The sequence below is a fragment of the Cognatundibacterium luofuense genome (assembly GCF_018139685.1).
Taxonomy (GTDB): domain Bacteria; phylum Pseudomonadota; class Gammaproteobacteria; order Burkholderiales; family Burkholderiaceae_D; genus Undibacterium; species Undibacterium luofuense.
The window spans coordinates 25,480-48,633 of sequence record NZ_JAGSPN010000001.1; the positions used below are offsets into that span (position 1 = coordinate 25,480).

General features: G+C 54.9%; 17 protein-coding genes. 7 read left to right on the top strand and 10 right to left on the bottom strand.

Going from position 1 to position 23,154, the window contains the following annotated elements:
• Positions 1-14: 14 nt before the first annotated feature.
• Positions 15-461, bottom strand: a complete 447-nt coding sequence (locus KDM89_RS00140) for a hypothetical protein (protein ID WP_212685941.1) — start codon at positions 459-461, stop codon at positions 15-17.
• Between KDM89_RS00140 and KDM89_RS00145 the strand changes: the two genes are divergently transcribed.
• Positions 455-1,549 carry a catalase family protein gene (locus KDM89_RS00145; protein WP_212685942.1) on the top strand — a complete coding sequence of 365 codons (1,095 nt, stop codon included), beginning with the start codon at positions 455-457 and terminating at the stop codon, positions 1,547-1,549. The two genes, KDM89_RS00140 and KDM89_RS00145, sit on opposite strands and share 7 nt — an antisense overlap.
• A 313-nt stretch (positions 1,550-1,862) precedes the next feature.
• Here the strand turns inward: KDM89_RS00145 and KDM89_RS00150 are convergent, their stop codons facing one another.
• From KDM89_RS00150 to KDM89_RS00170, 5 genes are all read right to left on the bottom strand, one after another.
• Positions 1,863-3,494: a Dyp-type peroxidase gene (locus KDM89_RS00150; RefSeq protein ID WP_212685943.1), complete on the bottom strand. Its 1,632-nt coding sequence runs from the start codon at positions 3,492-3,494 to the stop codon at positions 1,863-1,865.
• A 15-nt stretch (positions 3,495-3,509) separates the two neighbouring features.
• Positions 3,510-4,211: a hypothetical protein gene (locus KDM89_RS00155; RefSeq protein ID WP_212685944.1), complete on the bottom strand. Its 702-nt coding sequence runs from the start codon at positions 4,209-4,211 to the stop codon at positions 3,510-3,512.
• A complete protein-coding gene (locus KDM89_RS00160) occupies positions 4,192-4,872 on the bottom strand; it encodes a hypothetical protein (protein ID WP_212685945.1) in 681 nt (226 codons plus the stop codon). Before KDM89_RS00160 ends, KDM89_RS00155 begins: the two co-directional genes overlap by 20 nt.
• Before the next feature lie 155 nt (positions 4,873-5,027).
• Positions 5,028-6,941, bottom strand: a complete 1,914-nt coding sequence (locus KDM89_RS00165) for a CocE/NonD family hydrolase (RefSeq protein WP_212685946.1) — start codon at positions 6,939-6,941, stop codon at positions 5,028-5,030.
• 121 nt (positions 6,942-7,062) lie between these two features.
• Positions 7,063-7,725 carry a GGDEF domain-containing protein gene (locus KDM89_RS00170; RefSeq protein WP_212685947.1) on the bottom strand — a complete coding sequence of 221 codons (663 nt, stop codon included), beginning with the start codon at positions 7,723-7,725 and terminating at the stop codon, positions 7,063-7,065.
• Positions 7,726-7,777: 52 nt separating this feature from the next.
• Between KDM89_RS00170 and KDM89_RS00175 the strand changes: the two genes are divergently transcribed.
• The 4 genes from KDM89_RS00175 to KDM89_RS00190 all read left to right on the top strand — a co-directional run bounded on the left by KDM89_RS00175 (position 7,778) and on the right by KDM89_RS00190 (position 15,164).
• The gene (locus KDM89_RS00175; RefSeq protein ID WP_212685948.1) at positions 7,778-8,725 is read left to right on the top strand and encodes a 1-aminocyclopropane-1-carboxylate deaminase/D-cysteine desulfhydrase; all 948 of its coding nucleotides are present in this window, start codon (positions 7,778-7,780) and stop codon (positions 8,723-8,725) included.
• Between the two features lie 697 nt (positions 8,726-9,422).
• Positions 9,423-11,576, top strand: coding sequence for a hypothetical protein (locus tag KDM89_RS00180; RefSeq protein ID WP_212685949.1), 2,154 nt, complete (start codon positions 9,423-9,425; stop codon positions 11,574-11,576).
• A 374-nt stretch (positions 11,577-11,950) separates the two neighbouring features.
• A complete protein-coding gene (locus KDM89_RS00185) occupies positions 11,951-12,676 on the top strand; it encodes a hypothetical protein (RefSeq protein ID WP_212685950.1) in 726 nt (241 codons plus the stop codon).
• A gap of 280 nt (positions 12,677-12,956) precedes the next feature.
• Complete coding sequence (locus KDM89_RS00190) at positions 12,957-15,164, top strand: DEAD/DEAH box helicase (protein WP_212685951.1); 2,208 nt, start codon at positions 12,957-12,959, stop codon at positions 15,162-15,164.
• A gap of 450 nt (positions 15,165-15,614) precedes the next feature.
• On the opposite strand, the gene KDM89_RS00195 is transcribed toward KDM89_RS00190, so the two are convergent.
• Together KDM89_RS00195 and KDM89_RS00200 are read right to left on the bottom strand one after the other, a co-directional pair.
• On the bottom strand, positions 15,615-17,618 hold the full coding sequence (locus tag KDM89_RS00195) for a C1 family peptidase (RefSeq protein ID WP_212685952.1): 2,004 nt from the start codon (positions 17,616-17,618) through the stop codon (positions 15,615-15,617).
• Positions 17,619-17,997: 379 nt separating this feature from the next.
• Positions 17,998-18,918 (bottom strand): peptidylprolyl isomerase, encoded by a 921-nt coding sequence (locus KDM89_RS00200; RefSeq protein WP_212685953.1) that lies wholly within the window; start codon positions 18,916-18,918, stop codon positions 17,998-18,000.
• Positions 18,919-19,488: 570 nt separating this feature from the next.
• On the opposite strand from KDM89_RS00200, the gene KDM89_RS00205 reads away from it, so the two are divergent.
• The gene (locus tag KDM89_RS00205; RefSeq protein WP_212685954.1) at positions 19,489-21,147 is read left to right on the top strand and encodes a M20/M25/M40 family metallo-hydrolase; all 1,659 of its coding nucleotides are present in this window, start codon (positions 19,489-19,491) and stop codon (positions 21,145-21,147) included.
• Between the two features lie 148 nt (positions 21,148-21,295).
• On the top strand, positions 21,296-21,814 hold the full coding sequence (locus KDM89_RS00210) for a hypothetical protein (protein ID WP_212685955.1): 519 nt from the start codon (positions 21,296-21,298) through the stop codon (positions 21,812-21,814).
• 220 nt (positions 21,815-22,034) lie between these two features.
• Here KDM89_RS00210 and KDM89_RS00215 read toward each other — a convergent pair whose 3' ends face one another.
• Both KDM89_RS00215 and KDM89_RS00220 read right to left on the bottom strand, forming a co-directional pair.
• Complete coding sequence (locus KDM89_RS00215; RefSeq protein WP_212685956.1) at positions 22,035-22,418, bottom strand: hypothetical protein; 384 nt, start codon at positions 22,416-22,418, stop codon at positions 22,035-22,037.
• A 39-nt stretch (positions 22,419-22,457) separates the two neighbouring features.
• Positions 22,458-22,934 carry a hypothetical protein gene (locus tag KDM89_RS00220; RefSeq protein ID WP_212685957.1) on the bottom strand — a complete coding sequence of 159 codons (477 nt, stop codon included), beginning with the start codon at positions 22,932-22,934 and terminating at the stop codon, positions 22,458-22,460.
• Positions 22,935-23,154: the final 220 nt, after the last annotated feature.

The following is a 23,154-nucleotide window of genomic DNA, read 5'->3' on the forward strand; positions in this document are numbered from 1 at the left end:
TTTTAATTTTGTAGTTAAATTACATAAATTTGATTGTCTTCTAAGACATCAGTTTCCGCAATATTCAAAAAGCAAGCAGAAAGATGTATTTTTATTTCAATTCGGCAATGTGGGAATGCAAACCGGATATCGCGGCATACAGAAAGCATCCGCAGGCTGGGATTTTTTCTGCGCGGCAATGAAAGGTTGTGCGGAAGTCGCGCATGCGCGCTGGCGGGAGGGAAAAATTTGATGACGAAAATTAAACTGTGTAACATGAGGCCGTATTCCCCCGTCTGTTGAAGCCTCTTGTCAGCTTTATGTCGCTGCAGCAACTTTGCTGTGCGATCGCTGGCAAATTGATTCCGATTGAGCATCTCTGAGAGCAGTGCGACCCCGTCTCCGGCATCCCGCCGGTGATTTGTCTGCCAGCGCAGCGTCTGGCGCTTTTGTGACGGAAACCTGAAGGATACGTATGTCACCACTACACACAAGCGAAAAAATACCCCAGGATGAAAAGCGTCATATTGAAGACCTGCGTCAGCGCCTGAGCGCCAAGATACAGCGCGAATATCAGAAAGGGGTAATGCGTCGCGATGCACATCCGAAAACCCACGGTGTGGTGCGTGCATATTTCATTGTGGAACCGGATTTGCCGCCGGAATTGCGTGTCGGTCTGTTCGGACGCAGCCGCCGTTACAAAGCGTGGATACGGTTTTCCAATCAGAGTGCCACCATACAGCCGGACAGCAAACGCGATATCCGTGGCATGGCGATCAAACTGATGGGCGTGCCCGGTAAAAAGCTGCTGGAAAGCGAAGCCGATGCCACCACGCAAGACTTTATTCTTATCAGTACGGACCGCTTTGTGACTGCGAATGTGCGCGAGTTTGCCGGACTGATCCGCGCCATGACCAGCGGTACGCTGCAAGTGATCTGGTATTTCCTGACGCATTTGCGGGTCGGACTGAATCTCTGGCATTCGATGCTGCGCCATGCCAATCCGCTGCAGGTGCGCTATCACAGCACCACGCCGTATCTGTTCGGCGACCGCGCTGTGAAATACGCGGTTCTGCCGCAGATTCGTCACCTCGACCGTATTCCGGACAATCCGCCGGATGATTATCTGCGCCGCGCCATGGTGCGCCAGCTGGCGCAGGAAGATGCCGTGTTTGACTTCATGGTGCAATTTCAGACCGATGCGGAAAAGATGCCGGTGGAAGATCCGGGCAAGGTCTGGCCGGAAGAATTATCGCGCTTTCGCAAAGTCGCAACGATACGGATTCCGCGCCAGTATTTCGATCATCCTTTGCAGGATGAATTCGGCGATGAATTATCGTTCAGCCCCTGGCATGCACTACCGGAACACAGGCCGCTGGGTGGCATCAACCGTGCCCGTAAAGTGGTGTATGAAGCGATTTCCAAAATGCGCCACGGCCATAATCATACCGAGCGTAAAGAACCGGAAGGCTGGGATATTCCCGGCATGGAACCGCTGGATCACAGTAGTGACGGCAGCCGTTTCTTATGGGGTTCCACCACGATATTCCGTAAACACGGCCAGCGCTGAACATCGTTGCCGGTCGGCGCAATTGTGCTGAACTCCGCATCTGTCATTTCCGGAGAGCCGGACTTTCTGCCGACGACCGCCGGATCGCTGTGCTGAAGTCCGCAAATGCACCCAAAAATGGCCTGAAACCTGTCGTCATCAGCTTGTGTCAGCCCTTACACCTGCCATACGCACGCTGATGATGCCGGCAGTCGGACATCGGTATCTTCCCGACTGCTGGTGCGTTTACACCGGAATACATAAAAAAGACAAACCACCCTGAGCTTGTGCGCAGGGCGGTTTGTCTGCTTGTCTGTTTTCTGTGCAGCGAAACTCAGGTCGGATCAATAATGCCGCGTGCAATCATCCGTAAAGCAGTCATGCCGGGAATGAAAAAATATTCGCCGCCACGGGTTTCCACCAGACGCGGTATGCCGCCGAGCAGGTACGGCACCTGATCGCCGGTCGGTTCCACCTGCAACACGGCTTTGCTGGCAAAACGGGTATCGGCACTGTGGTTGCCGAGGATGATTTCCTTGTCGTTACCGGCGTGGAAATCATTGCCGTAATTCACCCATTGCTGCTGCACAAATTCAAACTGACGTGCGATATCGGCATTCAGCAGCATGATGATGATGCCGTGGTTGCCGTCATTGCGGCTGCGGTCGCGCACTTCGCCATAGGGCAGGCCGCGCCGCATCAGGCGACGGCGATTAGCGAGCGCACCCGGCGTATCGAATGCGCCGTTCATGCGGCTGAAAGAACCGGGCGGATCACCGGGCTGATGCCCCAATTCCAGCGAAGCACGCGGATTGATACGGCGTATATGGCCGCTGAACGGACAGCGTGCGCCGCTCATATCCTGATCATAGGTAAAGTCGCTGAGCATTTTGTCCTGCTCCTGCGCACTGGCGGCAGCAAAACGCTGGTCGAAGGCTTTTTTGGAGGCGGGGTCCGGTGCGGTGACCAGCGGTGCGCCATTGTCGCGCCAGCGTCCGACAAACTTCGCTGCCAGCAATTCTTTGCCGCCTTCAAACGGATAGGCTTTAGCCGCTTCGCGTTCCAGAAACGCATCAAAGCTGGCGATATTTTCATGCAGCTTGCGGTACACCATGTAAGTACCGTTACGCGCCAGCAAACGCGGCAGCGGTGCCGGCGGATATTCCTGCGCTTCATCCAGATGGCCGAAAATAAATTCACCGGGCGCCAGCGGTTCCCACTGGCCGTTATCCATTTGTTTGCCGCGCCCGGCTACGCGGTCGGCATCGTAAGGCACACCGGCAATCACAGGATCGCCGATGCCATCGGTGTAGCCGAAATGCTCTTTGGCGGTCGGGATACCGTTTTCCAGCACGGTTTGCACATCCTGATAATCCAGTAACTCGCCGTCCGGGCCGCGATGACCGCCGAGTATGGTGACACCGTCACCGCTGTCCGCAATCAGATTGCGTAACCAGCGCAAACCCTGATCCAGTCTTTGCTGACTCAGCCGGAATGCCAGCGCGATAGCTTCCGGCGTATTGGCAGCGGGCGCTGGCATGCGCGCATGCAGCAGCACGGCGATATGCACATCTTTGTCGCGGCGGGTCAGATGATCGCGCCAGACCGGGTCCCAGTGTTCCGGTGCGCTGACACCGTCATCCCCCAGAATATCCTGCCGCGCTTTCATGCCTTCCGCAAATTCCGGAGAAAAACCCATCAGCGAGGCACGCGGCAATTCCACCGCTTTTAAACCCTGATAGGTGAATGCCAGATTGACGGCCAGATCCGGCGGCGCCATTTCATTTTTGCCTTCGCCCCAGCAAACGGCAGTCGTCAGGTGCGGCAGGATGTCGGTCAGAAAGCGGCGCGCCGCTGCCGCATCTGTCACATTCAGAAAGACATAGCGGCCAGTCGGATAACCGAAGCGTGCATACGCGCGCAGTACGTGGCCCTGGATATCGGCCAGATCAAGAGTAGCGGTCATGCGTGTCCTTTTGAATTACAAACGGTACTGGCCCGGATGCCAGCTCGGATGGTGAAGATTTTCTGCCTGTACGCGCTGCATAAATGCCAGATAAGCCTGACGCAGCGCTGCCGGAGCCAGTCCCTGATGTTCCAGCGCGAAGCGGCTGAATTCCTGTTTCAGATACAGCGCCTTTAACTGCTCTTCCAGCGGTTTGTCGTTCGAGCCGACAAAGAACAGGCTGGTCTCCAGCTGACAGCGGCGCATATAAGCGATAAAGCTGCGCGCATCCTGTACTTCTTCAAATCCGTAACAGTGTTGCCACAAATGACGTATGCGTCCGCTGATGGATTCCCACATGCCTTTCAGATAGGGTTCCGGCGAACCGCTCTGCCCGCAGTAAAAATTACTGGTGAACACCAGATACGCACTTTGCAAATGATCCTGTGCCGGCATCGCACCGCGCCGGGCTTTATCCGATTCCAGCAGTGACCAGTCCGCCAGCGTATCCGGCGCACTGCCGCCGGGCAGCGACTGAATCACCACATCATCCAGAATATAAAAGCGGCACAGATAGGTTTGCGGCACCAGTGCCATCGGGCTGTTGAATTCCGTGTTCCAGCCCTGCAGCTGATCGCGAATTGCATCGGCATGGGAAATCTGCTGTCCCGGCACCAGTCCGTTGCGGACCGGTGACAGAATATTCAGCGAATAAGCATTACCGCTGACGTTGGGCATGGTTGTTCTCCTGATCCAGCTGGCCGTGATGCCAGCGCTGACGTTTTTCCACCTGATAAGCCGACATGCTGATAATCGGCGTCGGATACATCGCGCCCAGATCATGCTGCAGCGCGCGCAGCAGGGCGTTGTAACGCCGCTGAAATTCCTGATCGCTGCCTTCATTCACACGCGCATTAAATGCCAGCAGTTGTTCGCGCACATGCTGCGCTGACTTGACATCATTCGACGAAGCCAGCGGGTAGGCATTGTAGTAATGCAGGGTTTCTAACTGATTGTGCTGGATGTAGCGGTGAAATGGTGTCAGCGTGACGGACTTGGAATAACGCACATTCCATTTCCAGAACAAATCCAGACCGGCAGGAATGGCGAAGGTGAACGAATCCACATACTGATCCCAGCTGCCGTTGAAATTGCTGAAAAACAGCATGTAATTGTATTTCAGGGTTTCGCGCGGCTGATCATTGCTGACATGCGGAAACTGTTTTCGGCCGACAATCACCCAGCGTGCATAATGAATCAGCGACAGCGTGATCAGGCCATTCAGTTTTTCGGGGAAATATTTCACACCGAGAAAATACGCTTTATTCAGCCACAGCGTTTGCCAGCGTATCGGCGTCACGACATTCATGGCATAGGCTTTACCTGCAATATTCGACATCGTTGACTCCTTGCGTAGCAAAACGGACAGAGCTGCGAAATGCAGAATAGCACAAGCTTTTTTAACTTTCTCAAATAATTTAAGTGTATGGCAGATAATAAAATGCCCGTGCGGAAAACGGCACGGGCATCAGCGGAAAACGCAACAAAGCGGGTTCAGGAGGCAGGTAAGACCCTGACTTTCAGCGCACTCGGATAACTGGCGTTATGCCAGATCCGGTGATTTGCTTTGACGAAATCTTTTTCCTCGGCCTGATAAATATTCGGTACAAAGCTTTGCGGGTTACGGTCGATAAACGGGAACCAGCTGGACTGTACCTGCACCATAATCCGGTGGCCGCGCTGGAAGGTGTGCATCACATCATTGATACCAAAACGGATGCGCGTCACTTCATTCGGCACCAGTGCTTTCGGCTGGCTGTAACTGTCGCGGTAACGGGCGCGGAACGGTTCGCCACGTACCAGAATCTGTGCATGACCACGCTGCACGTCGCCGTCTTTGGCATTTGCCGGTAACACATCAATCAGCTTGACCACAAAGTCCGCATCGGTACCGGTGACGCTGGCAAACAAATCGGCTTCCAGCGGACCAGCCAGCGTCACATCCTGTTCCAGCACATCCGACTGGAACACCAGAACGTCCGGACGGCTGGCGGCAAAGCGCTGATCTGCCGCGACATAATTTTTGCTCCAGCCGGTCAGGGTTTCCGTCGTGTACGGTACCGGTTTGGCCGGATCGCTGATGTATTCAGAGAACGCTTGTGTTTGTGCAGTCTGACGGAAACTCAGTTTCCCGTTTTCCGCCAGATACAGATTTTCTGCTTTCGCCTGCTTTGGCGGCCAGCTGTCAAACTGACGCCAGCGGTTGGCACCGGTTTCAAACACCATCGCTTTCGGCAAGGCCGGTTTATCGCCGCCTTTCAGATAATGACGGAAAAATGCGTATTCCAGTGGTTTGTAGGTGTCGGAGGTTTTGTAGCCAAAATTGCTGTCACCGACTTTATCGCCATCGGTACGAGTCCAGCCACCGTGTATCCATGGCCCCATGATCATATGATTCTGAATGCCGGGATTTTGTTTTTCAATTGCGGCGAAAGTTTGCAAGGGGCCGTATAAATCTTCCGTGTCGTACCAGCCACCGACCGTCAGCACCGCTGCCTTAATGTTTTTTAAGTGCGGCAGCAGATTACGGCTTTGCCAGAAGCTGTCGTAATCCGGATGCGCAATGATGTCATTCCAGAATGCGATCCGTTCTTTAAAGAATTTGTCGTTCACATTTTTCAGCGAACCGAGTTGCAGGAAAAACTGATAACCGTCCGGCGTGCCGAATTCCGGTTCTTTCCAGCCACGCTGATCGGTGGGTTGTGGACGCGGCTGACCGAAGCTGTGAAAGAAGTTAAAAGCCATCGCCAGATTCAGCGCGCCGTGGCGGTGCATATCATCACCACGGAACCAGTCTGCAATCGGTGCCTGTGGCGACACTGCTTTCAGTGCAGGGTGTGAATCAATCGCACCGGCGGAGGTATAAAAGCCCGGATAAGAAATACCCCACTGACCGACCTTACCGTTGTTGTATGGCTGATGGCGTAACAGCCATTCTATCGTGTCGTAGGTATCGGAACTTTCATCGACATCCTGCGCGCTTTTCTTCTGGCTGATATGCGGACGCATATTCACAAATTCGCCTTCCGACATATAAGTGCCGCGCACATCCTGAAACACAAAAATATAGCCGTCTTTTTCATAGTCGGCGGTCGGTGCCAGTGCCGTTTTGTAATTTGCCGCGCCATACGGTGCAACCGAATACGGTGTACGCACCATCAGTACCGGATAGGTTTTTGCCGGTCCTGCATCCAGCGGCACATACACGGCGGTGAACAGCTTTTTGCCGTCGCGCATCGGAATCTGGTGTTCAAATTTACTGTAGTGCGAGCGGATATAGTCAGCACGCTGGCGTTGCGCATCAGCGATACTGTTTGCACCGGCTGTTTGTGCTGCTGCAGTGACAGGCAGACTGCTGCCCGCAATACCCAGACTCAGCAGGGCGGCGATCAGGATGGTGGGTTTCATAACGGATCAGTATGAGATAGTCGTCAGAGCCGGCAGATGCCGGTACTCCGCTTAGTCGGGATGCTGTGCAGAAAGTTCCGCGATTTGCGGGGAATGAAAGCCGCGTTCAATCAGGACAGGATCAGTCTTCCTGACCGGAAAACGGCGGCAGTTCCGGTTCCAGCTCTGCAACTTGCCCAGCGCCCTGCAGACGCGCATTGCGCAGCGCGGTCTGGGCTCTTGTCATCATTGCTTCCGGTGTATCGTGCAACTGATTGATGGTCAGGCCAGTAGAGAAATGCAGCTGATAACCGGGGGCGATGGCTGCCCAGTCATACTGATCGAGTCCGCTGCGGATGCGCACAATCGCTTTGCGGCTCTGATCCAGCCAGGTGGTGGGCATGATGATCGCAAATTCATTCGCGGCGGTGCGTCCGAATACATCCAGTGTGCGCAACAGGCGACTGAATTCCAGCGCAAACTGACGCAGAATCGCGCGCGCGGTTTCCTGCCCGTGACTGTCTAAAATCTGCTCCAGATGATCGACACTGACAATCGCCAGCGTGAAGGTATGTCCGGTGCGGTATGAGCGCGCCAGCTCGTTGCCAAGCTGGTTCAGCAGCGCACGCCGGTTCAGTGCGCCGGTCAGATAATCATGTTCGTTTAACTGATCGAGTTGCTGCAGCAAGGCTTCCAGTTGCGGCAGCAAATGGCTGTCAGCTTCGTGTTTTTCACGGATATCCGCAATCAGTTGCGCCAGCTGGTGGCGGGCGGAATGCAAAGGTGCTTGCTGGTCAGCAGGCATACCGGCTCTCCTGTCAGAGTAGTTGGTCAGTCGGCGGGAGTACAATGCGCTTATGAATAGTGTCACTCTACCATTCTCTGCGAGCGGCGTAAGCGCAGATTTTTCCGGCGGCTTGTGTCAGCCTGTGCAATGCAGTCTGTTCGGGCAGGCTGATGTCTGGATACAACGCGACGACTTGCTGCATCCGCTGGTGTCCGGCAATAAATTCCGCAAATTACAGTATCCGCTGGCGCAGTTTTCGTCCGGCGCAGAGGTCATCAGTATGGGGGGCCCGTGGTCAAATCATTTGCATGCACTCGGCTACGCATTACAGCAGAAGGGCATACCGGGAACGGTGCTGATACGCGGCGGTGCATGGCAGCAGACAGCGATGCAGGAAGATTTACGACACTGGGGCATACGCATTCAGTATGCCGACCGCGAAACCTACCGTCGTCTGCGCGAGCCGGATTACTGGCGGCAATGCGTGCCGGATGCCGCTGAACAAGCCATCTGGCTGCCGGAAGGCGGCAGCGATCCTGCGGCCTTGCACGGTGTCGCGCAGATGGTCAGGGAACTGCCTTTTGTGCCCGACACGATTGCCACGGCGGTTGGCACCGGTGCCACGTTGGCCGGTTTGTTGGCGGGCATGGCAGGGCGCGGCAGAGTTATCGGTATTGCCGCCTTTCAGGGCGCAGATTATTTGCATCAGGAGATTGCGCGGCTGCTGCAGGCTGCCGGTTATCCGGCTTATCAGAACTATCAGTTGCTGACCGATGCCCATCACGGCGGCTTCGCCAGAATGACGCCGGCGCTGATCGCAGATGCGCAGCGTTTTGTCAGCGAAACCGGCATCCCGCTGGAACCGGTGTACACCGGCAAGCTGGTCAGCGCCGTTGCTGCGCTGGTGCGGCAGGGAACTATCCGCGCCGGTGAATGTCTGTTGCTACTGCATACCGGCGGTTTGCAAGGCTTGCGAGGTATTGCAAGCGACAGTGGCTGGCCCGGCGCGACCGGTTGAACTGCAAATACCGGCGTCATCTTGTCATCAGTCTGAAAAAAAATTTTTCGTGACCGGACTCCCAGCAATCACGCGGGTTTCAGGGCAAAAGACGCTGAAGAGCCGCATAAACACTGGGGCCGGATAAGAAAATATCGCTGTGATAAGCCTTTACCTTATGCGCTGCCTTCAGTGCAGTAAAAAACTGTGGCGAATTGTGCACAGGGTTTTAGAGAAAATTCTCGAAAAAGCCGGCTTTCTCCGAATTTCATGCGCCAAAACTGCGCATTTTGGTTAACAGTCAGCACTGATTTTTGCTTAAAACTTGTGCAATTGGCCTTATTTTCGTGCAATCGCAAATAATTCAGCACAGTGCTTCGTCAGTATGTAAGTCATCTTCGTCAGAATGTCGGATAAATCGTAAAAACGACGACATTCTGCTCTCTGTTCACCGACATTATTTCCTCATAGACTGAATCAACGCTGCGATAACAATAAACCACACAGCGTATCCGCACCCGGACTCCGGGCTGCACGAGTTCAGTGTCAACAGTCTGTTTTCAGCCCTCTGGTCTGAAAAGTTTTTTGTTTCTGCGCGACAGAAACAGGGACTCTTTTTGCCCGGAAAAATGTGCTCAGGCCGTTTCACTGATTAATTGCCGGGCTTGCTGTACACAAAAAAACAGTGAACCGGCTTCTGACTTAGGGAGATGGAAGTATGCGTAAACCTTCGCTTTCTTTGCTGGCTGCCAGCGTTTTACTGGCACTGGCAGCACCGGCACATTCGGCCAGCCACTCGGTAGAAAACCTGACCATTTATGCCGGCGTGAAAGCCGCAAATCTGAATCAGATTCTGCTGGAACACACATCGACACCGGGCAGCAAAATGCGTCCGGAAAACCTGGTGCTGACCCGCGTGCAGGAATCCCTGCTCGGTAAGCATTACTACTACCAGCAAATGCTGCGCGGCATTCCGGTAGACCGTGCGGAAATCGTGGTATCGGTCAGCAATAAAGGTGAATTGCTGAAAGTGTTTAACGAAGTCAAACCGGTATCTGCTGCGGCAGACAGCGCTGCTGTGAACCAGTTGTATAACCAGCCGCAAATCGCCAGAGACAAAGCACTGGACCGCGCCTGGACCAATATGAAGGTGCAGCACAAACTGGTGGCCGAACCGAAAACCTCGCTGGTCTGGGTACCGGTGGCAGGTGGCTTCCAGCTGGCACACAAAGTGGAAATCGCAGCACAAATGCCAACCGGTGGTTTCGTACAGTACATCAATGCGCACAACGGCGATCTGATCGATTCTTACTCCACTTCCAAGCCACGCCTCGCTAAAGGCACAGAACGCTCGCTGGCTGCCCGTTCCCTGCTGGCAGGCCCTGTGCTGGATCGTCATTCAGAAACAACAGCAGTGGTGGCACGCCTGGGCAAATTGCAGGAAGGCGCGTCTGCACAAGGTCTGAGAACCGGTGGCGCAACGGCAGCGGCAGCGTCCGGCATCAATGGTAGTGGCAATGTGTTTGACCCTGATCCGCGTACTGCACTGAACACCGATAACCTGACTGACACATCGCCGGCTTCCGCATTTGATGCCGCTTATTCAACCAAAACGCTGCGTGATCTGACCGTGACGAATGGTGTGTATTCGCTGTCCGGCCCGTATGTCACGATCACCGATATCGAAGCACCGAACACCGCACCAAGTACCACTACTAACGGTGTCTGGACTGCAAAACGCGGCAACAATGCGTTCGATGATACCAACGTGTATTTCCACATCGATCAGAACCAGCGTTATATTCAGTCGCTCGGATTCACCGGTACCAAATCCATCATCAACCGTCCGCTGCGCGTGGATACCGATGGTGTGAATGGTGACGACAATTCCCACTACAGCGGTGGTGGTGGCACCAATGATTATCTGGCTTTCGGCCACGGCTGCGTCAACGATACTGAAGATGCGGACGTCATCCTGCATGAATACGGCCACGGCATTCAGGCGAATATCAACAGCAGCTGGACTGGTGGCGACACCGGTGCGATGGGTGAAGGCTTCGGTGATTACTGGGCCGCTTCCTATTCTTACAGCACACCGAACGGACGTACATATCATCCGGAATGGGCATTCAGCTGGGATGGTCACGGCGCATGCTGGGCTGGCCGTATGCTGAACCGTACTGACGCGAAATACAATTCCGCCAAAACCTACGGCGCACATCAGGCCGTGACTGAAGGCGGCGTCAGCTTCCAGTCAGATGAATTGTGGTCTGCACCGCTGTTCCAGTCTATGGTTGCACTGATCGCTGCCGGCAAACCGCGCGAAAACATCGACAAAATTATTCTGGAAGCGCACTTCGGTCTGGGTTCGAATATCAAGATGCCAGCGATGGCAACTGCGATTGTGAACGCCGCTGCCAATCTGTTCCCGAATGATCTGACTTACGCGAATACTTTCCGTGCGAAATTCGAAGCACAGAATATTCTGTCCACCGTCACACCGGGCACGACCATCAGCGAAACCGAAAGCAATAACACCACCGCGACAGCGAATAACATTGCGACCAGCAATACCACCGTGAACGGCACTATGAGCGCCAGCACCGACGTGGATTATTTCAAAGTCACGATACCAGCCGGTAAAACGCTGAAGGCAGTGCTGACACCGAACAGCACATCCGACTACGATCTGGAACTGTACAGCAGCACCGGCACCAAGCTGACCTCCAGCACCAACGGTAAAGGCGCAGCGGACACCGTGACCAATGCGAATACCGGCACCACCGATAAAGTGGTTTACGCGAAAGTAATTTACTACAGTGGCGGCACTGGTTCCACCAGTGGTAAATACACTCTGAACTTTACCTGGTAATTGTTCAGAGCTTCACACTCAGCAGTTTTGACCCACCCGCAAGGGTGGGTTTTTTTATGTTCATCTGTAACGTCAGTAATGCAGTGTATTTGCATTGTGATTGCAATAATCTTAATATGTTTCTTTAGGTTAAGAATTTACTCATGATGAACCGTAACGCGTATTTACTCAGCGGCGCAGCCGCATTACTGGTGTCTGGTGCTGGCCTGATTTTCTGGCAGATGCAGGCCGGAGACAGTGTCCTGACTGAACCCGTTCGCGTGCTTACTCAGCCTGCAAAACAGCAGGCAGCGTTGCCGGTTACTGTGCCGGAACCAAAATCACCGGAAACACCTTTCAGTGATCTGACACTGCGGTATCGGAATGCGAAAGATTTGCGCGCATTCATGCTTTATCTGAAGCAGCATCCTGAAAAAGGCGGCGCCTATTACGCAAATCATATTGGTAATTTGTGTGGTTCGAATTTTATAAGAGAGCAAAATTCGCTGCCTTATCAGGATAAATTTAAAGAGAATTATGCGCGGCGTGCTGCGGCTTTTTCGAGGCTGAAATCTTTGTGTCAGAGTTTTTTACCCGGTGATACTGAAAACATGGGATTTCATCAGGAATGGAAAGAAATTTACAAAAAGGATCGTTTACTTGCGTTAACGAATAAGGCTGCCACCCAAACTAATCCACCAATGAGCCCAGAGCAGCGGGCTGAATATAAGAAAGCACTACTGCAAAATTCAGATGCCATTTTTCATGGCGCGCTAGGGGCAGCGCTGGCCTATAACAGAAGGGCAGATGGTCAGTCTGAGTACTGGCTAAACGGGCAGATGATCAGTAGTTCCGGTCCGGAAAATCAGGATATGAGAATGGCGTTTAATACTGTGCGCTTTGAGCTGGGACTGGCATCCGACGGGAGTGATCCTGAAAGTGTTGTTACTTGTGTATTGACGAATTTCTGTTACAACAACCCTGATGAATATATCCGTCACGCTATGCAATCAGAACCACCCGAAGGACGCGAAGACCGTATCCAGCGCATTATTCAGTGGCGCAAACAAATCGGTGCTGCAATTCTGGCGAAGGATGTTGCTTTCTTCTTACCACGCTGAACGCTGACCTGGTTGTTAGGATTTCGCCGATGGTGGAACGCAGGGCAATACGCGGATATTGCCCTTTTTTATCGCTTTGCAAACAGCAAGCGGACCTTGCTGGTGTGCATCGTCATTGCCTGAATGACAGTAAAAAGACCTTGAACTGTAAGCAATGTTGTCAGCGCATGCATTCAGCTTGGCATTTGGAATCATTTCCCTATACTGAGCATTACGCGGTACACTAGCGCCCCTTATTGTCCGGTGTGATGGACAACGCTCCTTTCCTTTTTTCCTTCCTATGTCAGAATCCCCACTCAGTTTCAGCAGTCTCGGGCTGCCTCCCGCTTTATTACGTGCACTTGAAGATATCGGCTATGAAAGCCCGTCGCCGATTCAGGCAGCCACGATTCCGTACCTGATGCAAGACCGTGATGTGCTGGGGCAGGCCCAGACCGGTACCGGTAAAACCGCGTCGTTCGCGTTGCCGGTGTTAAGCCGTATAGATCTGAACAAGAGTTATCCGCAGGCGCTGGTGCTGGCACCAACGCGCGAACTGGCGATTCAGGTCGCAGAAGCCTTCCAGTCTTACGCGAAACATATGCCGGGCTTCCATGTGCTGCCGGTATACGGTGGTCAGAGCTATGGCCCGCAATTGTCGGCGCTGCGCCGTGGCGTGCATGTGGTGGTGGGGACACCGGGTCGTATGATCGACCATATTGAAAAAGGCTCGCTGGATTTATCGCGCATCAGCACACTGGTGCTGGATGAAGCCGATGAAATGCTGCGCATGGGCTTTATTGATGATGTGGAAAGAATTCTGCAGGAAACACCGGCAGAACGTCAGACCGCGCTGTTTTCCGCAACCATGCCGGCACCGATCCGCCGCATTGCGCAAACTTATTTGCAGAACCCTGCCGAAGTCACGATTGCAGCCAAAACCACGACCGCAGAAAACATCCGCCAGCGTTACTGGCTGGTCAGCGGTCTGCACAAACTGGATGCACTGACCCGTATTCTGGAAGTGGAACCGTTTGACGGCATGATCATTTTCACGCGCACCAAGCAAGCGACAGAAGAACTGGCGCAGAAACTGGATGCGCGTGGTTTCTCGGCGATGGCGATTAACGGCGATATGAATCAGCAGCAGCGTGAGCGCGCGATTCAGTTGCTGAAAGATGGTCAGATCGACATTCTGGTGGCAACCGACGTGGCTGCCCGTGGTCTGGATGTGGAGCGTATCAGCCACGTGGTGAACTACGACGTGCCGTACGATCCGGAAAGCTATACCCACCGTATCGGCCGTACCGGCCGTGCCGGTCGTAAAGGCGAAGCGATTCTGTTTATCACCCCGCGTGAACGCAATCTGCTGCGCGCCATTGAACGCGCAACCCGCCAGCCGGTATCGGCGCTGGAATTGCCAACCGTGCAAGCCGTGAACTCGGTGCGCGTCACCCGTTTCAAAGAACAGATTACTGAAACGCTGGCGCAGGGTGGTCTGGAATTGTTCAGCAGTCTGATTGAAGATTACGAACGTGAATACAATGTCCCGGCGATTGAAATCGCTGCGGCGCTGGCAAAAATGGCCCGTGGTGATACACCGCTGCTGCTGGAAAAACAGGAACGCGAATCGCGCCCTGAACGTGAACCACGCGAATCGCGTGCCGGTCGCGAAGAGCGCGGCGAGCGTGCTGACCGTGGCGACCGTATGGATCGCGGCGACCGCAACAGCCGTCAGCGTGAAGCGATGCAGCGTGTGCCGGAACCGGGCATGCAGACTTACCGTCTGGCCGTTGGTCACCGTCATGGCGTGAAGCCGGGCAATATCGTCGGCGCAATTGCGAATGAAGCGAATATCGAATCGCGTCTGATGGGCCGTATCGATATTTTTGATGAATACAGCCTCATTGATTTGCCGGACAACCTGCCGGACGCGCTGATTCAGGAATTAAAACCGGTCAAAGTCGCCGGTCAGCAATTGCGTATCCGCCGCTGGACACAGGATGGATTCGAGCAGCAGGATCAGCACGAAGAACGCCGCCCGCGCCGCGAAGAAGCACCGCGTGAAAGCCAGCGCGAATTCCGCAGCAGCCGTGATGAAGGCGGTCACGGTCGTATGGAACAAGTCGTGGAACGTGCGCTGCGCGATGCCGAACCGCCGCGCGCACCGCGTGCTGAAAAACCGGCCCGCCAGAAACCGGCGCAAACCGGTGGTGTGAACATGCAGACTTACCGCATCGAAGTCGGTGAAGCCGACGGCGCCACCCCGCGCAATATCATGGGTGCGATTGCGAACGAAGCCGGTCTGGATTCTTCCTACATCGGCCGTATCGAGCTGCATGATCATTTCAGTACCATCGAACTGCCGGGCGGCATGCCGAAAGACTTGCTGAATTATCTGAAAAAAGTCTGGATTTCCGGCAAGCAGATCAAGATCAGTCTGGCCGATGGCGGCAGCCAGCACGAAGAACGTGCGCAACCGAAACGCGATAAAAAGCGCCCTAAGTAAACGTTGCGAATACGTGTTTAAAAAGCACTGGCTGAGCGCTGCGAATGCCGTAAAACCGTAGCAATACAGCGGAAAAAGTCGGTAAAAAGTCAGTAAGAAGCCAGACAAAAAGCCCCGTTTCCTGTCACCTGAAACGGGGCTTTTTTTGTCCGGCGACATCCGGCGTTCAGCGTGAAGCAGCGCCGGACAATGCCTGAACGCTGTCGAAACACTGTTGAAACACAGGCTGAACCATGACCATGATTGTGCCGGTATCGTCATCCGGCATTGTTGAAGAGCCGGACTTTCTGCCGACGACCGCCAGATCGCTGTGCTGAACACCGCATTTGAGGTAATTTCAGGCAGTTTCCGGCGTTTTCAGGCAGTTGCAGGCCACTGCGGATGTTGTTCGGGCTGGCTGGCGACGCTGCTGCGACCTGCCAGCCAGCCTTCATTCATTTATCTGCGGGTTCAGGCTTTACGGTGCATGCGCTTCAGCATGTCCGGCAGTAAATGCGATAACTGTGACAGCGGCGGCAGTGCGTCCTGCGTCAGCGGGGTATCGAGCAAGCTCAGGCGCTGGCTTGCAGCTTTGCTGAGACCGCGTCCGTGGCGGCTGAAACCGGCGGACGGCACTTGTTTGCCCCAGAACAGGTCTTGCCAGTGCTGCAGTTCCGGCGCACAGGCGCGGTTCCACTGGCTATTGTGCAGGCTGTCGCTGTCCAGACTGGCGGCCAGCCCGAGCAGCGGTGTCTGGCAACGGTCTTCCAGCGCATGGGCAATCAGACGCAGCAGGCTGCCCTGATACACACCGGCAAAGCGGCTGTGCTGATCGGCTTCCTGTGTCAGCGCATACAAATGCCATTGCGCTGGCGACAAGCGGCCTTCCTGTATCGCCTTACCCAGCGTGGCGCTGGCGAATTCCAGTGAGCAGGCCGGAGTCATCAGTTGCACACTCTGAAAATGCAGCGACTTGTGCGCCAGCAAAGGCCCCGCCAGTTGCACGCCGGTGCAATCAGCCAGCAAATGCAATTCCATGCCTTGCGCCCCCTGTGCTTTCTGCAAGTCTTGCAGGATGCTGATCACGCTGTGCAAAGCACGCGGCGGTGTATCAGTTTTGACCGATTGTGCGGCGTTGTGGCGTAACTGCGTCCACAGCGCTTTCAGTCCCAGTTGATCCGCGTTCGCTTCGATACTGCGACTGAGTGCAGGCGATGGCGTGCTGCCCTGATATTGCTGTTGCAGCACATCGGATAAACGGCTGATACCGCTGTTCCAGATCAGAAACACCGGATAGATGCCCTGCGCCAGAAATGCCGGTGCATACCGTGCAATCGCCTGCATTTGCGCTGCTTCATCGAGTAAGCCGCTGAGCGCACATAAGGCCAGCCGCAGCTTACTGCCGCGTTTTTGCCGTTGCAGCCATGCCAGCGGCGCGCTGCGCAACACGTATTCCAGACTGTCCGCCGCATTCGCAAATTGCACCAGACGCTGAATCGCACGGCCGCTGCTGTCCAGCACCACAGTGTGCGCATAAGCCTGATCGCTGCTGAGTACCCCTGCCTGCGCTGGCTGACGCGGCAGTCTGCCGCGCCGGAAAGCTGCCGGTGCGCTGCCGGCGCTGGCCGATGCTGCCGCCGGTACGCCCATCGCAATCACCCATGCATCGGTACCCAGCGTCAGCCAGTCGTCATACGTGAGAATGGCCAGTCCGCGCCAGCCCCAGCTTTCGCCCCAGGAGTTCTGCACCACGAAACCGGTTTCGTTATAACCGATGAGCGCAAATGCATGGCCGCCCTGACGAATCGCATGCGGCTGAATCACCGGTAATTGCTGAATACTGCTGAGCTGCGCCGGACGTTTTCTGTCTGGCCAGCGCGGCGTATCCCAGCCCGCATGGGTGGCGGACGAAGCATACAGCGCACCGGTTTGCGCAATCGCTGCCTGCATTGCCGTGATGTCGGATTTATCGACGCGGTAATACACACCCAGCATGCATTGCAGCGCATCGCTGTCCCAGCCGGTTTGCGGCGCTTCAAACGCGGGTGCGCTGCCATCTTCCGCCACGGTAAACGGCCACAAATCTTCGCTGCAGACGCCGTGTTTATGCCAGCCTTTCAGTGCGCCGCGACAGCTGGAACCGCTGTAATCTTCCCCCGGCCATTCATCGTACAGTTGCGCCAGATGGTAGATCATGCGCGCACTGCGCGGCATCACCGGATCGCTGCGCAGCCAGTTCAGATAATGGATTACCGCTGCCAGACCAAAACCGGTACAGGCGCCGTCATTGCCCTGATTGCGGATAAAACCGGCATCGGCATAAGCATTCCAGACGCTTTCCACGGTTGCGTCATCCGGAAAACGGGCAGATAAATGGCGGACTTCCGGCTGAAACCACTGATCGCGAATATCCTGACGATCAGCGCGGGCATCCAGTGTGCGTTGCGGGGTGGTCACGGTGCTAGAGCGTGGCATGGCGGTTTCCTGTCCTCGGTTAAGTGCAGATAGAACTCATTTCATAAATAGCCACGAGTGCGAACGCGAGGTGCCGGGAGGCAGTGCGCGGCGTCGTTGCGCAGCACAGGCTGGTGCCTGTGCAAGCGACGCAACAAAGCAATGCGCCCGGCACCTCCGTTCCCAGAGGGTTTGTCTCATAGCGCACGCTGGACAGCGTTGGACGCGTTGTGAATAGCACCGCTATTCACTGCCTTGTCCGTCTTGCCAGCCCGCGCTATGAGACAAACGCATCTCGCGGGTATTTATGAAATGAGTTCTAAAAATCCATCGCAGATAAGAAAAAACCCCGCCTTGTTGCCAAGATGCGGGGTTTGCTGACAGCAGAGGCTGCGTCAGATTATTTTTTCGCTTCAGCAGACGCGGAAGCAGATGCTGCCGGTGCAGAAGCTGCAGCCGATGCGGAAGCAGAAGCCGATGCAGATGCTTTAGGCTCGTCTTTCACTTCGATCTTCGCTTTTGCTTTCAGATCGTCCAGCATTTTTTTCAGGTTTTGCTGTTGCAGCTGTTGTGTCAGCGGGGCTTTGATATCGTCCAGCGCTGGCAGTGTCACTGCACGGGAATCATCCAGAATGATCACGTGGTAACCGAACTGGGATTTCACCGGTGCTGTGGTGAATTTACCTTTTTCCAGTTTTGCAACGGCTTCACCGAATTCAGGCACCATGTTTTTAGGATTGAACCAGCCCAGATCGCCGCCTTTGGTTTTGGAACCCGGATCTTCGGATTTCGCTTTTGCCAGACCTTCAAACGCTTTCACGTCTTTTTCCAGCTTAGTGATGATGTCTTTCGCTTCGTCTTCAGTTTTCACCAGAATGTGACGCGCTTTGTATTCGTTGCCGCCGGATTCTGCTTTGAATTTGTCGTATTCCGCTTTCAGTGCTTCATCGGTCACGGTTGCAGACTTCATGTAGTCTTTAACGTAAGCATTTGCCAGAATGGACTGACGTGTCATTTCCAGCTGGTCTTTCACTTCCGGTGTTTTTTCCAGACCTTTGTTCAGCGCTTCCTGTGCAACGATGATCTGCATTGCCAGATTATCGATCACCATTTTGCGGGTTTCCGGTGTGTCCGGCAAACCTTGCTGCGCTTGCTGCGCCATGATCTGATCCAGTTGTTTTTTGCTGATCGGTGTGCCGTTGACAGTGGCAGCAACAGCATCTTTGCTGTCCGCAGCAGTTTCTTTGTTATTGCAGGCGCCCAGCGCCAACAGTGCAACCAGCAATGCACTACCCAGAGCTACACGGGATTTGATCGACATGAAGATTTCCTTAAAGTTGAACTGTCTTTACAGCGTATTTTCATTCAAGCATGCAAGAACGCATTGCATCCGGCTCCACCCGCAGGTGAATGCTGATGCAATGTATTCTGAACACCATGCATCCTAAGTCAGACGACGGAGCATTCTAACCGTGAACGCTCCAGTGTGCCATAACTGTATGCAAACTGTTACGGTTTCCTTCGGGAACTATTCCCGGGGAATTTCGTTCTACCTGCAGGATTAATAGAACTCATTTCATAAATATCCGCGAGATGCGTTTGTCTCATAGCGCAGGCTGGCAAGGCGGACAAGGCAGTGAATAGCGGTGCTATTCACAACGCGTCCAACGCTGTCCAGCGTGCGCTATGAGGCAAACCCTTCGGGAACGGAGGTGCCGGGCGCATTGCTTTGTTGCGTCGCTTGCACAGGCACCAGCCTGTGCTGCGCAACGACGCCGCGCACTGCCTCCCGGCACCTCGTGTTCGCACTCGTGGCTATTTATGAAATGAGTTCTACATAACACCCCGCAACCGGACCGCCACTGGTCCGGCATTTCCGACAGGAGACAGAATGAAACAGCTTACCCCGTGGTTCAGTGCAGTCAGCCTCAGTGTGCTGATGATGGTGTCACCGGTGCAGGCCGCCGGAGAAGAGAAAACCGATAACGGTCTGATTACCCGTCTGCGCGAAGAAGCGCTGCAGAACTCACAGGTACAAGACCACTTTTCCGTGCTGACTGATGAAATCGGTGCCCGTTTAACCGGTTCACCCGGCCTGAAGCGGGCGGCAGACTGGGCGCAAACCCGTTTGCGCAGCTGGGGGCTTGAGAAAGTGCATACCGAAAGCTTTGCGCCGTTCGGCGTCAGCTGGGAATTCGAACATGCGCGTGTGCGTTTGCTGAGTCCGTTCGCGCAGGATATTGTGGCCATTCCGAAAGCCTGGACCCCGGGCACCAACGGCCCTGTACAAGCCAAAGTGGTGGTGGCGCGCCTTGCCAGCGAAGAAGATCTGAGCAAATGGCAGGGCAAACTGGCGGGCATGGTCGTGATGGTGGATGAACCGCTGGCGATGAAACCACATCTGAGCGCCGATGCGCGCCGTCTGGAAAACCGCGACCTCGAAGAGCTGGTCAAGGTCGATCCAGATACGCTGCCGCGCCGCGATCTGGCGGCCGCGCTGAAACAGTTTCAGTTCCAGAAAAAACTGGTGACTTTTCTGAATAACGAAAAAGTGCTGGCAACCCTGCATGTATCGCGCGGTGATGACGGCACGATTTTTGTGCAGGGTGGCGGTTCGTATAAAAAAGGCGAGGCACAGCCACCAACCGCGCTGGTATTGTCATCCGAAAGCTATAACCGCATTTACCGGCTGGCGGCGAAAAAGCAGGCGGTGGAAATCACGCTGGATGTGAAAGTACGCAGCGGCGAAGAGCATCCTGAGAATGCGGTGAACGTGCTGGCAGATATTCCGGGCAGCGATAAAAAAGATGAAATCGTGATGCTCGGCGCGCATCTGGATTCCTGGCACGGTGCGACCGGTGCGACCGATAATGCCGCCGGTGTTGCAGTGATGATGGAAGCGGTGCGCCTGTTGCGCGAAGCCGGTTTTAAACCGCGCCGCACCATACGGCTGGCGCTGTGGGGCGGTGAAGAGCAGGGCTTGCTCGGCTCGCGCGCATGGGTGCAGCAATGGGTTGCAGCCAGACCGGAGATCAGCGATGCCAGCCAGAAAGATCTGCCTTCGTATCTGCGCAGCGGCAGCGCCGGACCACTGCAACTGAAAGCACTGCACGGAAAAATTTCGGCTTACTTCAATCTGGATAACGGCGGCGGCCGTATTCGCGGTATTTACGCAGAAAACAATGCGGCAGCCAAACCGCTGTTCGAAAGCTGGCTGGCGCCGTTTGCCGATCTGGGCGCAAACACCGTCACCCTGCGCCGCACCGGCAGTACCGATCATGTCAGTTTTGATGCAGTCGGCGTACCCGGTTTTCAGTTCATTCAGGACCCGCTGGATTACATGAGCCGCACCCATCACAGCAATATGGATGTGTACGATAAAGTGCCGAAAGCCGACATGGTGCAGGCATCGCTGGTGGTTGCCAGCTTCATCGCGCACGCCGCGAATCTGCCGGAATTGCTGCCGCGCAAACCGATGCCGAAAGAAAAAACAGAAGTAAAAAATGCCGCTGCCGCTGATGCCAAACCGGCGGTTGCGGCAACACCATAAAGTGCATACCGCATCAGTACTGAAATCAGTGCTGACCTTCGGTGCTGATCTTCTGTGTTTTAAACGGCGTCTGCGGACGCCGTTTTTTATTGCAGCAGGCGCACACACTTTGCGGGATAATTCTGCCGATATTGCAAAGGAGTTTGTTATGAGCGACGCACAACACGAAACCCTGCCGGACGATTTATCCGGCATGCTGCCGGTCGGCATGATCAGCGGCGGTGGTCTGGCGATACAGGCGCTGGCAGCCGTGGCGCAGCGCAAACGCGGCGTCGCTGGCTGGGAAGCCTTTCACTACGAAAAAGTGAATGCCGGTGAATTTGAAGTCACCGGCGGCATCGCGGTCACGATTGCCGGCGTGCGCAAATTTCAGGGCGCACACGATACCGTGATGGTGACCGAAGACGAAGTGATGGCAGAGTTACGCAGCCAGCACCAGCCCGCCGCACCGTTGCCAGTCATGAGTTTGCTGGAACAGGACATGCTCGCCAGCGACATCGGCCAGACCAGCAACAGCCACGCCGGTCAGCGATATCTGAAAGTCGTATTCGCCCTGCCCGAAGACGAAGCCGGCCGCCAGCGCTTACTGCAAGCCTTCCGCTTACAAGCCAGCTTCTTCGGCGCCACCGTGCAGGCCTGCTCGCTGCATGATCATCATCCTTTGTGAACGCTGATTTCGAGCGCTGATTTCATCAGCACACATGGCGTTTGAATAACTGAACGGAACTGATCGCCGGCAGCGTAATGCGAGGGCGATCAGAGCTTTTCCGGTGGCTGAGATTGTTAACGCATTTTCAAAAGCATCACAGCGTCAGCGTGCTTTATGCGGATACTATCCGTCACCGGTCTGTCGCAGACAGCGTTTACAGAATCCGGACGCCCCGGATTCAGACAATCTTACAGTGTATCCACTCGTCTTCTGACAGGCTGTAGATTGCGCACAGGCGGTGGTAGCCGTCGGCGATGATGACTTTGCCCAGCACTTCATTTCTGACTAACAGCAGCGGCGACAAAGCCGTGCCGCGGGCGACTTTTTTGCGGTCTTTTTCGACGTGAGAATTACTGATGCCGAGCAGTGATAAGCCGGAAGCGCGGAAGATATCTTTGGCTTTGAAGCGGGTGACGGGTGCGCTGCGCAATGCGCTGATCATGTCATCGACACGATCCGGCGCATACAGCAGGCTCAGATAGGAAGCGGCTGCCGGATAATCCTGTTCTTCAGGTTCGGCTAACCAGTTGATCAGGCTGGTGCTGGCGGATTTGTCCGGCATGGGCTGCTCCCTGCATCTGTTGAAGACGATACCTGCGAATTACGGAATCGTGACCGAGAAGCCGCCGACGACTTCGCGGAACATATTGCGGCAGCCGTCGCCGTAAGAAAACGGGGTGATCACAAACAGGCTGACGACCTTGTTATTGGTCACAAAACCCATGAAGCCGAAAAAGCTGCGGCCCGGTTGTGTACCTTCGTAACCGATTTCCCACGCGTTGGCGGTAGGGTGTTTAGCGACGCGCTCGCCGTCGTATTCGAGTACCGGCACTTCTTTATTGCCGTTTAATTCCTGTATGCCTTCCACATGCGCACGCTTACGCGCTTCCAGCACAAAACGGGCGACCGATTCCATGCGGCTGTCGGGAATGTCCATTGCATCCATGCTCAGTACCAGTGAGCTGCCGGTTTCCGGGCAATACAGATGCAGACGTCCGTCCTGAGATTTGTCTTCCTGTTTGAACCAGTTACGGTTGGTGATAAAAGTAAATTGCTCGTGTGCCCAGCGGTGTGTCATGCGTCTCTTCCTTGCCTGTGATGTAACCTGACCGCCATCGTTGCGGGCGGCAGCGCTTCCCCAGCGGAAGCCGCAACGATTCTAGCGGAAATCCCTGTCCGCCGGTACGCGTCTGCGGCGGCGGTGAGACAGCGGCGGCAACGGAATGCACTCACAGAGCTGTAAATGGCCAGAATGCGGTGTTCTGCACAGGTTTTTTGCCTGTTTTTGCGGACGTCGG